11 protein-coding genes are annotated in these 14,466 nt (G+C 62.8%); 5 read left to right on the top strand and 6 right to left on the bottom strand.

Going from position 1 to position 14,466, the window contains the following annotated elements; translation table 11 throughout:
• Positions 1-340 precede the first annotated feature (340 nt).
• Together BGC09_RS13600 and BGC09_RS13595 are read right to left on the bottom strand one after the other, a co-directional pair.
• Positions 341-1,267 carry a class I SAM-dependent methyltransferase gene (locus BGC09_RS13600; RefSeq protein WP_084658788.1) on the bottom strand — a complete coding sequence of 309 codons (927 nt, stop codon included), beginning with the start codon at positions 1,265-1,267 and terminating at the stop codon, positions 341-343.
• A gap of 596 nt (positions 1,268-1,863) precedes the next feature.
• Positions 1,864-4,200 (bottom strand): hypothetical protein, encoded by a 2,337-nt coding sequence (locus tag BGC09_RS13595; protein WP_069804536.1) that lies wholly within the window; start codon positions 4,198-4,200, stop codon positions 1,864-1,866.
• A 534-nt stretch (positions 4,201-4,734) separates the two neighbouring features.
• Here BGC09_RS13595 and BGC09_RS13590 point away from each other — a divergent pair.
• From BGC09_RS13590 to BGC09_RS13580, 3 genes are read left to right on the top strand one after another with little or no spacing between them, the layout of a single operon-like run.
• Positions 4,735-4,998, top strand: a complete 264-nt coding sequence (locus BGC09_RS13590) for a hypothetical protein (protein ID WP_069804535.1) — start codon at positions 4,735-4,737, stop codon at positions 4,996-4,998.
• Positions 4,999-6,015 (top strand): MvdC/MvdD family ATP grasp protein, encoded by a 1,017-nt coding sequence (locus BGC09_RS22585; protein WP_069804534.1) that lies wholly within the window; start codon positions 4,999-5,001, stop codon positions 6,013-6,015.
• A 41-nt stretch (positions 6,016-6,056) separates the two neighbouring features.
• Positions 6,057-7,193 (top strand): methyltransferase domain-containing protein, encoded by a 1,137-nt coding sequence (locus BGC09_RS13580; protein ID WP_069804533.1) that lies wholly within the window; start codon positions 6,057-6,059, stop codon positions 7,191-7,193.
• Positions 7,194-7,214: 21 nt separating this feature from the next.
• Here the strand turns inward: BGC09_RS13580 and BGC09_RS13575 are convergent, their stop codons facing one another.
• The 4 genes from BGC09_RS13575 to BGC09_RS13560 form a co-directional block, all read right to left on the bottom strand.
• Positions 7,215-8,204: an alpha/beta hydrolase gene (locus BGC09_RS13575; protein ID WP_069804532.1), complete on the bottom strand. Its 990-nt coding sequence runs from the start codon at positions 8,202-8,204 to the stop codon at positions 7,215-7,217.
• 246 nt (positions 8,205-8,450) lie between these two features.
• Positions 8,451-9,617, bottom strand: coding sequence for a thiolase family protein (locus BGC09_RS13570; RefSeq protein ID WP_069804531.1), 1,167 nt, complete (start codon positions 9,615-9,617; stop codon positions 8,451-8,453).
• Positions 9,618-9,696: 79 nt separating this feature from the next.
• Complete coding sequence (locus tag BGC09_RS13565) at positions 9,697-10,503, bottom strand: enoyl-CoA hydratase-related protein (RefSeq protein WP_069804530.1); 807 nt, start codon at positions 10,501-10,503, stop codon at positions 9,697-9,699.
• Positions 10,504-10,567: 64 nt separating this feature from the next.
• Positions 10,568-11,035 (bottom strand): Zn-ribbon domain-containing OB-fold protein, encoded by a 468-nt coding sequence (locus BGC09_RS13560; RefSeq protein ID WP_069804556.1) that lies wholly within the window; start codon positions 11,033-11,035, stop codon positions 10,568-10,570.
• A gap of 615 nt (positions 11,036-11,650) precedes the next feature.
• Here BGC09_RS13560 and BGC09_RS13555 point away from each other — a divergent pair.
• Both BGC09_RS13555 and BGC09_RS13550 read left to right on the top strand, forming a co-directional pair.
• Complete coding sequence (locus BGC09_RS13555; protein ID WP_069804529.1) at positions 11,651-12,397, top strand: hypothetical protein; 747 nt, start codon at positions 11,651-11,653, stop codon at positions 12,395-12,397.
• Positions 12,398-12,618: 221 nt separating this feature from the next.
• On the top strand, positions 12,619-14,463 hold the full coding sequence (locus BGC09_RS13550; RefSeq protein ID WP_069804528.1) for a copper resistance CopC/CopD family protein: 1,845 nt from the start codon (positions 12,619-12,621) through the stop codon (positions 14,461-14,463).
• Positions 14,464-14,466 lie beyond the last annotated feature (3 nt).

Below are 14,466 nucleotides of genomic sequence, written 5' to 3'. Positions count from 1 at the left end.
GACAGAAGCAGCGACCTCGCCTATGAGTGGAGTCTCGACGCGACGCCGCACCAGCTCGCACCATCCCTGGTTACCGCGAGCCACCGGAGGGGAAGCGCTTCGCGTGGCTTCATATAAAGTGCACAGAAGTCGCCTCTTTGCGGCCTCTGCAGATCAGTATAATGCCCAAGCACAGGGGAATCTATGGCCAATTTAACGCATAAGGAGACGAGGGTTTTGTGCAGGATGCATGAAGCTGTGTGGGAGGGGAAAGAGGGTGAAGCGGAGCCAGACCAGGCCAGGCGTGTGCCCCCAGTTCTTTCCCCTCGGACTGGACCAGGGCATTGCGCAGCAGCCGCTGTTAAAAAGCCGGCGGCTTGCGACCGACGGTCACATGGAACTGGAAAGCGGTCTGAGAGGCGGCCCACTCAGCCGGAAGAGCCTCAAGCATCCGTTGCCACTCCTCGCGCGCGATGAGAGAGGCCATACGCTCACTCAACGCATGGAGCAGCGCCAGCAGGTCCTTCTGCAGGAGGCGCCCACCCTGGCCACCTCCTTCGCCCAAGACAACGCTGTAGACATACTTCTCTACTTCGACCACCCCGGCCTGTTGCAGGTACATCGGCAAATGCTCGGCAATATAGGGATCAAAGCCCCAGCGCTCAAAGGCGCGGTCCAGGAGAGCGCTAACCCGCAGCGAGAGCGGGCCTGGACGATGATAGTAGCCGCCGGTCTCGGTGAGCTGTAGCCAGCCGCCCGGTCTGGTCACGCGCACCAGCTCGCGCACCACCGCCGGCCACGAGCGCACGGGGATGGCCGAGATCAGCAAGCGCTGATGCACCAGATCGAACGAGTTGTCGTCAAAGGGCAGCCCCTTGAGCACATCGCTGTAGAGAAACTGCACGTTGACTGGCGTGGTGGGCAGTCGCTCCGGTGGCTCTACATCCACCCCCACGACGCGGCAACTGGGAAAGCGATGGCCGACTTCGCGCGCCCAGAGGCCGGTGCCGCAGCCGACATCGAGGATGGCCTGGGGATAGTTTTCCAGGGGTACGACGATGTGGACCTTCTGGACGCTCATCAGGGCATAGTGCTGAAAGTTGAGACGATCGATCTCTGCCTCATCCTTAGGCAGCAGGTAGGGGACGTCTTCTAGATAGCGGCGCTGGAGCCGGGCGACGCGCTCCTGCTCCGACGGCGGCTCAGACTGCGCCTGCGCCGGAGAGAGGGGAGCATGGGCCGCCGTCGTACGCTGCTTGCGACGCAATAGACCCCAAAATGGCATCATGGCCTCCTTTGTTCGATCGGGTCATGAGTTGTTGCGGATGAGTCGCTGTGCTGTCTCGCTCGTTTGCTCGCTCACTGCTGCATCAGTGAATCGAGACCTGGTTTCTCTCTCGATGAAGGGAGCGATCGAGAAAGGCTGCGGCTCATCGCCTCGCAGAGAGTATAGCGTACGGCGTCATTGAAGGGAAGAGATCGCGCATGGCTGGCACCTGATACTTCTTGCACAATTGCTCTTTTGTTTTGTGAAAAGTGAACTTTTAGAGCGGTAAAACCAGGAGGGTAGAGAGGGGGAGGATGATGGTGGCGAGGCGGCGTGTCTGGTGCCTGGTGGTCGACAGGGGAGGGAAAGCCAGGGCCGGGCAAAAGAATAAGGGGAAGACGGGGTGCCAGCTCGTCTCCCCCTTATTACCCAGGAGCTTCTGCTACCGGGAGATCCCTGAAAGGGCGGGTGCAACCTCATGGGGAGAAGGCTGCACAGGAAACGGGTAGCGCTACAAGCTGCTCGTCGAGGTGGATCTGCTTGCTCGCGGCCACCCCCGCTTCCTTTCGGGTCTATATATAGAACGAACGAGAACCCCGTTTGATATCAGTTCGGGGTCAGGAATTTCCCGCTTTACCGTCCAGACTGTCGAAAATCTCCTGGAGAGACCAGGGAAGTGGCTGCGGCTGGGCACCCGTCCGTAGAAGGGAGGAGCGGGACGAGCAAGGTTGACCAGCCGCAGATGAATTTGCTGTAGCGGGGGTAAGAGAGGGCGTGCAGGCTGTGGCGGTGGCTGGCCCGCTGGCGCTGACCTGCTGCCAGATTGACTCGACCTCTTGGGCCACCAACTCAAGGAAAGTCGCCAGGCTCACCTCTAGCGAAACCTCCGGCTCTGCCGGGGCTGGGGTTGTTCTCAGCAGGCAGCGAAAGCGCGAAAAGAGGCGCAGCGCCTGGGCTTGAGCCAGGACAAAGCAATCGTTGCGTGAGAGGGCGGGCAGCTGCTGACCGGCGGCCATCTGCAAGGAACGCAGGCGCGCGACTGTCTCTTGCACCACCGTGGCCAGGGCCTCTGCGCAAGAGAGCGGCTCTCTCCTGGCGGCCTGATGCTTACAGACCAGGATGGCATCGTAGTTGATGGGAGAGCGTGTCTGACTTTTCGGGGTTGCCAGAGCCAGCTCGGCCTTGATTGGGTGAACTGCCGCGATAGCCAGACCGGCTTGCAGGAGGGCCTCGCCGACGGCAGCCCAGCCCTCCGTACGCGAGTGGTGGAAGCTAAAGACGAGCAAACCCTCTGCTTTGAGCACGCGCCGACATTCGCGAAACACGCGGCAGAGCGCTGCGGAAAACGCCTCGGCTTGCCGCTGCTGCACCTCGTATGGCGAGCGTGTGGTCTCGGGAGCGAACTCGGGATAGCGCTCTCGCAGAGCTGGACGCAGCCAGGCGTAGAAAAAATCCGCCAGCTCGGAGTAGTGGACGAAGTCGAAATAAGGGGGGTCGGTAATGATGGCATCCACGGAGCCATCGGGCAAAGGAACCTGAGCGGAGTCGGTGCACAGCAGGAGGGCGCGCCGCTGCTCGCTCAGCTCAGTGAAGTGGGAAGCAAGAGGGGTTACGGGCGAGGCGCTCAAACCATAGATCTTTTTTCCTGTCAGCCGCCCTTTTTCCTCAGTCAGCGCCAGCTCGAAGGGGCGCTGGCGGTAGCGCAGGGCGGGAAGCAGCCGCGAGTGGAACAGCGTAGAGAAGCAGCCAGAGCTTTTCGGTGTGCCCCACACCGAATTTTCAAGGGCCATCCGTTCTGGCTTCAGAATATGATGGTAGAACAGATGGCGCACCGCTCCTGTGCCCTCCCCCTTATAGGAGCACAGCATATTGTTGAATTCAAGGGTGCCGGAGAACAGCAACAGCAGCAGTTCACGGCAAGCCTCATCAGGCTCTGCGAGGATCGCCTCAAGGAGCAGCGAGAGGCAGTACAGCTGTCGCTCATTGAAGAGCTGTCGCCATGAGGTGAACTGATAGCGTCGGATCTGATCAGTATTGTGGCCCGCCAAAATAGGCGTTGCTGGAAGGGGGCCTGAGTGTGAGCGCAGTCGTTCCCCTGCGAGCGCGACCTGTCGCCGATCGTCCTCAGTGGCGGGCAGATAGACCTTGCTGCCATCTGGGCGCAGGGCCAGCAGGGCATAGAGGTAGTAACCTGGAGGGCGACCTTCTTGCGCCAGGGCCTGCACAATCACAAAGGTGTGCTGGCAAGAGGGGCACGTGGCCTGGCTATGTCGCGCCGGCCCTCGGTGAGGATCATAGTTTGTTTGGCAACCACGACAGCGGACAAGGCTGGCATCGTAACGGATCTCATTGATCGTTCCGCAGTCCAGACAAACAGATTGGCAGGTGGGAACGCGCTGCGGGTAGGCGTGCCTGGCGAAAATCGTGGTATCGAAGAGGTGCACCGGAGTGCCACAGGCAGGACAGGGGACGCTCATAACCCAGAAGGCGTAGAGGAGAGGAAGAGGAAGCTTGCTCTCTGGATCTCTGGTTTGGTAGAGCTGGCCGATCGGCTGCACTACTTTGGCTGCTACCCGCTCGAAGGCGGCGAGCAGCTCCTCATGAGAGACTGGCTCAAGAGCTTTGCGCACCTGGAAAACACTGACAGGATTGATGTCAGCCCCAATGGCGTAGCAGCCAAGCTTGAGCGCTTCGCCGACGATCGTTCCCGCTCCCATGAAAGGGTCAAAGACCACCTTGCCGGGGAAACGCAGCGCTTGATAGAAGCTTTCCCAGATATCTTGTTCGTCCTCGCTCAAAGCGCCGATCAAGATGGCGCGGAAAACCGATCCCAACCGTGTGGCCCACCATTTGTGCATGTGGTAAGTCGGGCGGTTGATCTCCTTGCGCCAACTCTCCAGTTCGGCCAGGAGACTCAGCTGCTCCGAGGGAAACTGCTGTTCAATCGCTGCCATATCCTCAGTGCCTTTGATAGTTGGTATTGCTATCGGGCGGATCTCTCTTTCTCTCTTCTGAGCCGGCCCTTGGACTCCGGGTGATGTGCACAGTCTCGAAGAGAAAACCAGGCCTGCGCGTGGTTGTGACCTTGATTATAGTTGGATCACACTCCTCTGCTGTCAATGTGCCTCCCCTGAGCGGGTCGTCCTGCGTACGCCTCATCCCTAGCTCTCTGCCTGTCCAGTGTGAATTTCTGGCACACTTCTTATCCAATCTCGGAAATAGAGCTTGCTTCATAATGTGGCTCTATATCAGGCTTCGGGTGCGAAAGAACGTCCCTGCCGTTATGCTACAATAGAATGCAGGAAACATAGTAAGTTGACCAGCCCGGTACCTCGCGGAGCGAGCCAGGCCATCCTTGCCCTGTTCCACCGGGACGGGGCAGTCGGCTGGCTGGTCAGAATGCACCGGCTGACTGGTACTGGGTACTGCGTAGGCATTCGTGTACTCGTGCCGGAGCGGCAACGAGACGAAAGGCAGGCAAATCCAGGATGCTGAAACGACCACTTGAAGCCTCCAGACAGCTGCCCCTTCCTGCTGAAGCGCTGGCCCTGCCAGCCAACGGCCCCTTTGCCTTCTTCTTTGCCCAGGAGCGTCGCATTCCCCTCGTCGGCAACGGCGGGGGCGAGGAGGATGAAGGTGGCAAAGGGGGAAAGCCCGAGCCATCGATCACCTTCTACCACACGACCGGTCATGACTCCTCGTCGCCCAATCCCTTACACAACGAGGAGTTCGACATGGAGTACGACGACTAGATGGAACCATACGTCCTTATCCTTAGCTACCCAGGCGACAGCACTGCCCGGCGCGTCCAACATGCTTTACAGCGCTGCGGCTGCGCGGCCCTTGTGCTCGATACGGCGGCCTTCCCCCAGGCGGTCACCCTGGCTGCCCTCTTGCGTGATGCCAGCTGGAGCGGCTCCTTTTGCTACCAGGGCAAGCGCTATGACCTGGAGGCCATTCGTAGCATCTATGTGCGTCGCCCCCATCACTATCAGGTGCGTGAGGACTTTCCTGAGCTGATCCAGCTCTTCCTTGAGAATGAAGCCTATCGTGGCTTCGGAGGCGTGCTACGCAGCCTTGACTGCCTGTGGGTCAACTCCCTGGACGCCCAGCGGCGCGCCAGTTTCAAACCCCTTCAGCTCAAGCTCGCCCAGGAGGTCGGCCTGCGCGTACCGGCAACCCTCATTACCAACGACCCCGGCGCCGTGCGCAGCTTCTTCTTCGAGGTCTGCCATGAGCAGATGATCTACAAGACCCTGCATGGCAACTTTCTGCCCGGCGGCGGCGACCGCTATCATCTGATTTTTACCAGTCGGGTCGGGCGCGAGCGGCTGGCCGAACTGGAGCAGGTGCGCCTGACGGCCCATCTCTTCCAGCCGCTCATCGAGAAAGCCTACGAGGTGCGCGCCACTGTTATCGGCCAGGCGCTGCTGGCTGTCCGCATTGACTCGCAAGAGCTGGAGGCGGCACGCCTTGACTGGCGAGCAGCCTGCTATCAGGTACGCTATCGGCCTTATAGCCTGCCCGAGGCCGTGGCCAGGCGCTGTGTCGCGCTCGTGCAGCGGCTGGGCCTGGTCTTTGGGGCGCTCGACCTGATCGTGACCCCCGAGGGCGACTACGTCTTTCTGGAGTGTAATCCGGGTGGGCAGTGGGAATGGCTGGAGGTGGAGACGGGCCTGCCTTTTGCGGCAACCATTGCCCAGGTGCTCAGCTCTGGCAAGGAGGGCCTTGCCCTTCCCTGCGAGGGGCCACTGGTGCAGTTACAATGAGCAGACCCGTCGTAGCAGATACGGATGGAAGGAGTTTTCTGGTGGATGATCTTATGGCGGCAACGACTGAAGACGAGGAGCGTCGAGAGCTAGTGAACAGCATTGAGGAGACGCGCGGCTATCCTCTGGCGCCAGCCGTGCGCCGCGCGCTCCTCAAGGTCTCGCGGGCCCACTTTGTGCCGCTCTACTGTCGGCAAGAGCAGCCCGGCGTTTGGACGCGGCAGGAGGCGCGGTCTCTTGTCTACCGTGATCAGGCCCTGGTGACCAAGGTCGACGAGCTGGGACGCCCGATCTCCTCCTCCAGCATGCCATCGATTATGGCCGCCATGCTGGAAGCCCTGGCGCTACAGCCGGGTATGCGCGTCCTGGAGATTGGGACCGGCACCGGCTACAACGCTGCCCTGCTGGCCGAGCTGGTGGCCCCCGGCGGCCAGGTGGTGACGCTCGATATTGATGAGGAGATCACGGCCCTGGCTGCCGAGCGCCTGCGGCTGGCCGGCTACGGCGAGCGCGTCCAGGTGGTAACCGCTGACGGGCTTCAGGGCTACGGCCCGGCGGCCCCCTATGATCGCATCATCGCGACCGGCAGCTATCCGCGCATCCCGCCGGCCTGGCGCGAGCAACTGGCCCCGCAAGGGATCATCGTGGGCGACCTGCTTCGTCCACTAACGACGCCGCTCTTCCGCCTGGTGAAAGTGGCGCCGGATCGCCTGGAGGGCCGCCTGCTGCGAACGCCAGCCTTCTTTATGCAGCTGCGAGAAGAAGAGCCAGCAGCGCCCACCACGGTCCACCGCATCAGAGAGCTAGCCTCCTGGCGCGAACAGCCGCGCCGGGAGGAGGCTGAGACCGATCTAGAGAGCTACGAGCTGCTCTACGAGTCGGCCTTCGCCCTCTGGCTGGAGCGCCATCTACCGGGCGTTGAGCGCCGTCTCTACCCGGTGCCCGGGCGAGGTCTCGGAACGGGCCTGCACTGGCAAGAGAGCCTCCTGCTTCTGGTGCCTGCCGCCGAGGGACCGCGACCTGTACACTGGCGCGTCGAAGTCTACGGGGCGCACCCTCTCTGGTCGCAGGTCCTGCGACTGCGCGAGCAGTGGCTGGCCGCCGGCGAGCCCTCTCTGGAGGACTACACGCTCGAAGTGGCCGCTGATGGTACCTGCCAGCTCCAGCTCAACAGCTAAAGAGCGCTGTGCGCTGCCTGCTTAACCTTGCTGAGCGCGGGCCTGGTTGCGTGGATGCAGGGCCTCGCGCAAGGCCCGATCGCGGTTGGCCACGAACTGCTGGGCCAGGCGCGAAGCGGGGGCGATACCATCCCAGGCGTGATAAGCGCGTGGGTAGACCTGCAGCTCGACGGGCACGCCGGCGTGCGCCAGACGCAGCGCGTAGTCGACGTCCTCGTCGAGGAAGATCTCTGCCGCGCCGACGGCCATAAACGCCGGAGGCAGACCGCGCAGATCCTGGGCCCGGGCCGCCGCCGCGTAGGGTGAGACTGTGGGACCGCCTGCTGCCTCGCCCAGGTAGGCCCTCCAGCCGCGGCGGTTATCCTCGCGGTTCCAGATCGGGGCCTCCGCGAACAGCTCCGTCGAGCGCGTCGCATCGCGATCGTCGAGCATCGGGTAAATCAGCAGTTGGAAGACCAGCGGCACCTCGCCGCGATCACGGGTGAGCAGAGCCAGGGCCGCGGTCAGGCCGCCGCCGGCGCTGGCGCCAGCGATGGCCAGGCGCGTGCGATCGACCGCCAGCTCATCGGCGTGCGTGGCCAGCCATTTCAGCGCCGCATAGCAGTCCTCTACTCCTGCCGGGAAAGGACGCTCGGGGGCCAGGCGATAGTCGACCGAAGCCACCAGGCAGCCGACGCTCTCGGCCAGGTGCTGGGCCAGCAAGTCATCCTGCTCGACGCTGCCGATCACGTAGCCACCGCCATGAATCCAGAGCAGGCCAGGCAGAGGAGCCGGCTCGCCCTTGGGGCGGTAGAGGCGCACGGGTACCGCGGGCGCCCCCTCTGGGCCTGGGACCTGGTGGTCTTCTTTCAGAATATTGGGCGAATCGGGGAAGCTGGCCTTAACCTGCTGCATCGCCTCCTGCAGCAGCGCGCGCGAGGCCGGCAGGTTCTCCCAGTTCAGTTGCGGCTGAGAGAGGAAGATCTCCAGGGGAGGCAGCAATTCAGGGTCGTAGACACGGGTCAGATCCATCTTCGGCTCTCCTCTTTCTAGCGATCCTCGCTGAGGGAGTGATTGGCCCCGCGCTGGCTTGACGCAGGGCGGGCCCTGACTGAGATCAAGGAAAAGCTGGCCAATCACCACTGACTGGCCGGAAGTCGTCTCTGGGCGGGCATGAGCTAAAGGAAAGAGTGCGCTCTACCCCGCACAGCGCTGGACGATCAGGGGGTCGTCTCACTGGTACACCGGCGTCTGGACCGGCTCACGCAGCCGTTCCACTCAGCCGGGCTGCGTTCCCAGGATCGTCGTCGAGTGATATTGCAAGATGCCGCCGTTGCCGCTCACCAGGATCAGGTCGTGTTTGGGTACCTGGCGCTCGCCAGCCTGGCCCCGCGCCTGGATGATCGCCTCTGAGAGCGGCGTAAAGCCCCACATATAGTACGCCGAGAGCTGGCCGCCGCCCGTATTGGTCGGCAGCGATCCGCCAGGCCCCAGCTTGCCGTCGGCCACAAAGGCCCCGCCCTCGCCTTTGGCGCAGAAGCCGTAGTCCTCCAGCGTCACCAGCACCGTATAGGTGTAGCAATCGTAGATCTCGCAGATATCGATATCCTTCAGCTCGATACCGGCCATGCGCAGGGCTATCTCGCCCGACTGCTTTGCTCCCGTATAGATGCCAGGCTCCCGGTCGGTGCGCTCATCGCCGCCGGGGGCGGCCTGCCCCAGACCGAGAATGTAGACCGGCGGCTGGCGCAGCTGGCGGGCGCGTTCGGCAGAGGTGATCACCACGGCGATGCCGCCGTTAGAGACCAGACAGCAGTCGTAGAGGCGCAATGGCTCGACGACATAGCGCGAGGCCAGATACTCCTCCATTGTCAGCGGCGTTCGCATCTGGGCGGCAGGATTCATCTGGGCCCAACGCCGTTGAGCAATGGCGATCGCGCCAAGCTGTTCGCTGGTAGTGCCAAAGAGGTGCATGTGGCGCCGCGCGGCCAGGGCGTAGCCAGGAATGGGACCGAAGATGCCGTAGGCCGCCAGCAGACCCTCCATGCCCTGCAACGAGAGCAGATCGGCCCCGTAGGCGGCGCCAGCGCCCCGCGTTGGCTTGAGAGGGGCGTCGGCAAAAACCAGCACCACAACATTGGCCAGGCCGTGGATGATGGCCATCGTCGCATACTGGATCAGCGTACCCGCGGTGGCTCCGTAGGCGCTCATAACGTTGAGCAGGCGCAGATTCTCCAGGCCCAGCGCCGTCTGTAGTCCGAGCTGCATCTCGCGTGAGAGATTGGCGTTGATCAGAAGGCCATCGACCTCGGCCTTCGTCAGACCGGCATCCTGCAGGGCCAGCTCAACGGCCTCAATGGCGAAGTCGCTGGCGCTGCGCCCGTAGATTTTGCCCATTGCCGTCATGCCCAGGCCGGCAATGGCACATTTGCCTTTGATGCTCATCAGGGGATATGCTCCAGCCTCTTTCTGCTTGCGTGGTCAGAAGCGTTGCTCTCAGCCAGTTCTGGTCACTGGCTGGCTCCTAGCGTCCCTTCCATTGAGGCTTCCGCTTCTCGACGAAGGCGCGCGGCCCCTCGCGGAAGTCCTCGGAGGCCAGCAGGAGGCGCAGCCGTTCCTGGTCGGCAGCCATCGCCTCCTCGATTGGGCGTCCCAGGCCGGCCAGCACCGACTCTTTGGTCAGGCGCACGCTCAAAGGAGAGCACTCCAGGATCTCAGCGGCCCAGCGCTCCGCCGTTTCGCGCAGGCGTTCCAGCGGCACCACCTCATTCACCAGGCCGTAGTGAGCGGCCTCCTGGGCGGAGAGCCACTTGCCCGTCAGAAGCAGGCCCATCGCGATCTTGAGCGGAAGCTGCTGCGGCAGGCGGTGCATGCCACCGGCGGCGGCGATCAGGCCAACGCGCGGCTCCGGCAAGGCAAAGCGGGCCTGCTCGGCAGCGATGATCAGGTCGCAAGCCAGGGCCAGCTCGAAACCGCCGCCGGCGGCGACGCCATTGACGGCGGCAATGATCGGCTTCGGGCAGTGCAGCCCGATCAGTCCGCCGAAATAGACCGGCTCCCCATCCTGCTGCTGGCGACTCGTCAGGGGTGCCTCGCCACGGGCGGTCGCCTCTGCCGTTGCCTTCAGGTCGTTGCCGGCGCAGAAAGCGCGCTCGCCCGCTCCGGTCAGGATGGCCACCCAGGCCGCTTCATCGGCCACAAAGTCGCGGAAGACCGCCGTCAGCTCCTGGTTGGCCGCGGCGTGGAGGGCGTTCATCACCTCGGGGCGATTGATGGTTACATAGGCGACATGATCTTTCTTCTCGTAGAGCACATATTGATAGTTCGTCACTGGTGCCTCCTCGCATCAAAAACAGTTGACGGACCTATCGACCGACCGGACTACCCTGCTCACTTCACTGGTCGCTGTCCCCGCCCGGTCTGGCAGCGGGCCGGAACTTGGGAAGCGTGATCTCCTCACTGAGCTGTTCAAAGGTAACCTCCAGAGGCATGCCGATGCGCAGCTCGTCTGGCGAGCAGCCGACGATGGTGCTGGTGATGCGCACGCCCTCGGCCAGGTCGATGGCGGCGATGATGTAGGGCAGCTCGCTGGCGAAGGCGGGATGATAGAGCTGGTGCATGAGGGCGAAGCTGTAGAGGGTGCCTTTGCCGCTGGCTGGCGTCCAGTTCAGGGCCGGACTCCAGCACTCGGGGCAGCGCGCCTTGACCGGCCAGAGCCAGCGACCACAGGCGCTGCAGCGCTGCAGCATCAGCTGTCGCTCTCTGGCCCCGGCGAAGAAGGGGCGCGAGGCCTCGTCAGGGGTGGGAACGGGCTTCGGGGGGGGAAAGGGGTGCTCTGAGCTAGAGCGGCTGCTGTCGGCCATCTTCATGGAACCTCCTTCCTTGCTTTCTCAGTATAACCGGAAGATGGCCGCCTGTGGAAGGCTGGGCCAGGTCCTCTAAAGCGTGACTGAGCCTGAGTTGTCACCTGCTCGCCCTGCTTTTCTGCTGTCATTTTTGCCATCTTCGGCCTGGCAAAGACCGCCTCGGTTGCCTTCCTTCCGGTAGAATGCCGAAGAAGGGCCGAGGGCATCCCCTCAAAGCGCTTACTCCCTGGGAAAAAGCCGTAGGGCCTGCTGCTGGCCAGAATAGGGCATACTCCCAATACACAAATCTCTGCCTTTGCCCTATGCTCTTCTCTGTCAACAGATAGAGATGGCAGGTAAGCGCGATCCCCACAGGTTGACCCCTGGCCTGGCGGCGACCCTCCAACCAAAAACTGAGGCGGTCTGGCGATCTCTCTGGCCAGCGGCCATAGGCCAGGGAGATCGCTCAGAGGGCAGGGATGGTAGCGTCGTTCTGCTGCCAGCCGCTTCTCTCTTACCTGCTGAACTGAAGAACACGGGCACCATGAGCGTATCAGTGCCGGTGTCTCTTTAAGTGCGTGCTCAGCCAGCGGAAGATCATCAGCCCGGCAGGGAAGGAAGGAGTATCGTCTCATGGCTTTCATTAGGAGACTGCTACGCATAGGAGCGCTGGCTCTCAGTCTGGCCCTTGTCTGCTTGCTCTTGACTACAAGCGTGGCGGCGGCCCACGAGCGCCGCCACGTTGGCCCTTATACCTTCATTGTCGGCTTCCTCAACGAGCCGGCCTATGCACAGCAGCAGAATAGCCTGGATCTCACCATCTGTAAGGGCAACGAATGCACCTACACTACCAACCAGCAGAACGGCATGGGAAACATGAGCATGAGCACTGGCCCAACGTTGGCCAATCCTGTCGTTGGGGCCGAGAAGACCCTTAAATTCGAGGTGCGCTTTGGCTCCTCCAGCCCGCTCAGTGTTCCCATTCAAGCGCGCTGGGGCCAGCCAGGCAAATACGTTGCCTATTTCATGCCCAGCCAGCCCGGCACCTATACATTCCATATCTTTGGCACTTTGGAGGGCCTCAAGATAGACGAAACCTTCACCAGTGGCCCCAACACCTTTAGCGACGTGAAGGTCATTCCAGCCTATCCGGAGCAGGCCAGCAGCAGTGCAGCCACCTCTACAGAGCGTGGCCCCAACCAGCTCCAGGCGGCGGAGAGCCGCGCCACGCTGGCCACTGGCCTGGGAGTGGCCGGGACGCTCTTGGGGTTGGGGGGACTCCTGTTCGCACTCATTGCCTGGCGCCGCACTGTGCCCTCTGCGGTCACGGGTTGCAGCAGCGAGGCGTCCCCAGCGCTAGAGGAACGCCTGCGCGGCTAAGCCAGGCCGCTCTCTGATCTCTGACGCACGACCCACATATCCCCTTTCCCTCTCTCTGACGTTGTCGTATGGCTCAGGCGCTCCAGTCTTGCTTGACTACGGCTCCCCCGCTGAGCCAAGGTCTGGAGCGCCTGAGCCCTCTTGGGTGAGCAAATACGATGCACCAGCGAGGACGTCACTCAGGCAGGAGGCTCTACTCCTGGCGAACAAGGGTACAGCGCTTGCTCTTGTGGTGGGGAGCGCTCTGCGTACTGGTCCTGGGCCTGGCCTTTGGGCCGGGTAACGCCCAGGCACATGCCCTGCGCCCTCTGCATGCCCAGTATGATCACAGCATTCCAGCCGCCAATGCCCGCCTACCCAGTGGGCAGGCCCCACGCCAGATCAGGGTCTGGTTTACGGAGCGTATCGAACCTGCCTTCAGCGAGCTGCAGGTCTGGAACCAGCAGCGGCAGCGTGTCGACCTCCGCGACAGCCGGGCAGTACCTGGTGATCCTTACGCTCTGGTCGTTGACCTCCCTCCACATCTATCCGACGGGGCCTATACCGTCCTCTTCCATAACGTCTCTGCCGAAGACGGTCACGAGGTCACAGGCAGCTTCAGCTTCGTTGTCGGGGCTGGCCCGCTGTCTCCCAATACCGATGCCCTGCTCAACCAGTTCGCTCCCACCAGTGCCAACCTTACTCTCTGGAGCGTGGGCATCCGCTGGCTCAATATCCTCGGCCTCTGTGCCCTGGCCGGTCTTCCTCTCTCGCTGCTCCTCATCTGGCGCCCTACCGTTATCCGAATCAGGAAAGAGGTCGGGCCAGAACTGGCGGCAGCTGAGCAGCTGATGCAGCGCCTCAGCAAGATCTACCTGCTGGCGATCCTGCTCGCCCTCAGCCTCGGCTGGCTGGCTTTCTGGTGCTATCAAGGCTGGATCTTCAGCGGCCTGCCTCCCTGGCAACTGCTCAGCAATGGGGGCATGCTCGGCGAGATCGTCCGCAGTCGTTTCGGCACCCTCTGGCTCGCCCGTCTGGGGCCGCTGCTGCTCGTCTGGGGCTGTTGGATCGTGCTGCTGCGCCGTCGGTATGGCTGGTGGCGCAGCTGGCCACTCAAAGGACTGCTACCGCTGGCCGGTCTGCTCATGCTCACCGAGATCCTCAACTCACACGCTGCTGCCAGCCGCCAGGCGCTGCTCTTGTTGCCGCTCAACCTGCTCCATCTGGCGGCAAGTGCCATCTGGATCGGCCCGCTACTGGGGCTGATGATCCTGCTGCCCCCGGCCCTGGGCAAGCTCAGACCAGGCACCGGAGACCGCACACGCCTGCTGGCTGGTCTGATCGGTCGCTTTACCCGGCTGGCGATACCAGCGGTGCTGTTGCTGGCTCTGGCTAGCGGACTGGAGGCTCTCTTGCTCCTGCCCTCGCCGGCGGCCCTCTTCGGCAGCGACTACGGGCGGGCTTTGCTGGGCAAGACGCTGGCTTTCGCCTTGCTTCTCCTGTTGGGGGGACTCAATGGTCTCTTCATCGGGCCTCGCCTGCGGCGTCTGGCTCGTCAGCCCGACCGTGAACGTGGGGCCGCCTCGCTGGCTGCCGGGCGTCTGCAGCGCCTCTTTGTACGCGCCCTACGCTGGGAAGGCACACTGGCCGTGCTACTCCTAATCGTCGTAGGCGTCCTGACCAGCCTCAGCCCGCCTGTGGCCAGCGTGACCGCTGGCTCTGGCTCCAGCCAGGGGCCTGCACTCTATCAGGGGCACATGGGCGACCTCAACTACAGCTTCATCATCAATCCTGGCCAGGTGGGTACCAACACGTTCGCCGTCGACCTGCGTGATAGCACAGGTCGCCCGCTCAGGCTCGGACCGAACGACAGCCTCATTCTGCGTTGCACCATGACCGATATGACGATGGGCATCCAGGAGATCCCTCTTCGTCCGATCGCGGGCCAACCGGGCCGCTACCGCGCTGTCGCCAGCGTCATCAGCATGAGTGGCCACTGGCAGCTCACGCTGATTGTCAGACGCCTCGGCTTCGACGACGTTAGCGCTACCTTCAATCTGACCATCGCGGCCCCAGGAAGATCCTGAGCT

The sequence above is a fragment of the Thermogemmatispora onikobensis genome, assembly GCF_001748285.1.
GTDB lineage: Bacteria > Chloroflexota > Ktedonobacteria > Ktedonobacterales > Ktedonobacteraceae > Thermogemmatispora > Thermogemmatispora onikobensis.
The sequence above is the reverse complement of the archived record's forward strand: the minus strand, read 5'-3'. Positions and strand labels throughout refer to the sequence as shown.

What these genes read in the sequence shown, in the direction of transcription:
- BGC09_RS13595 (WP_069804536.1), bottom strand. Translation starts at nt 4,200, where the DNA reads ATGGCAGCGATTGAACAGCAGTTTCCCTCGGAGCAGCTGAGTCTCCTG.
- BGC09_RS13560 (WP_069804556.1), bottom strand. Translation starts at nt 11,035, where the DNA reads ATGGCCGACAGCAGCCGCTCTAGCTCAGAGCACCCCTTTCCCCCCCCG.
- BGC09_RS22585 (WP_069804534.1), top strand. Translation starts at nt 4,999, where the DNA reads ATGGAACCATACGTCCTTATCCTTAGCTACCCAGGCGACAGCACTGCC.
- BGC09_RS13590 (WP_069804535.1), top strand. Translation starts at nt 4,735, where the DNA reads ATGCTGAAACGACCACTTGAAGCCTCCAGACAGCTGCCCCTTCCTGCT.
- BGC09_RS13575 (WP_069804532.1), bottom strand. Translation starts at nt 8,204, where the DNA reads ATGGATCTGACCCGTGTCTACGACCCTGAATTGCTGCCTCCCCTGGAG.
- BGC09_RS13600 (WP_084658788.1), bottom strand. Translation starts at nt 1,267, where the DNA reads ATGATGCCATTTTGGGGTCTATTGCGTCGCAAGCAGCGTACGACGGCG.
- BGC09_RS13555 (WP_069804529.1), top strand. Translation starts at nt 11,651, where the DNA reads ATGGCTTTCATTAGGAGACTGCTACGCATAGGAGCGCTGGCTCTCAGT.
- BGC09_RS13570 (WP_069804531.1), bottom strand. Translation starts at nt 9,617, where the DNA reads ATGAGCATCAAAGGCAAATGTGCCATTGCCGGCCTGGGCATGACGGCA.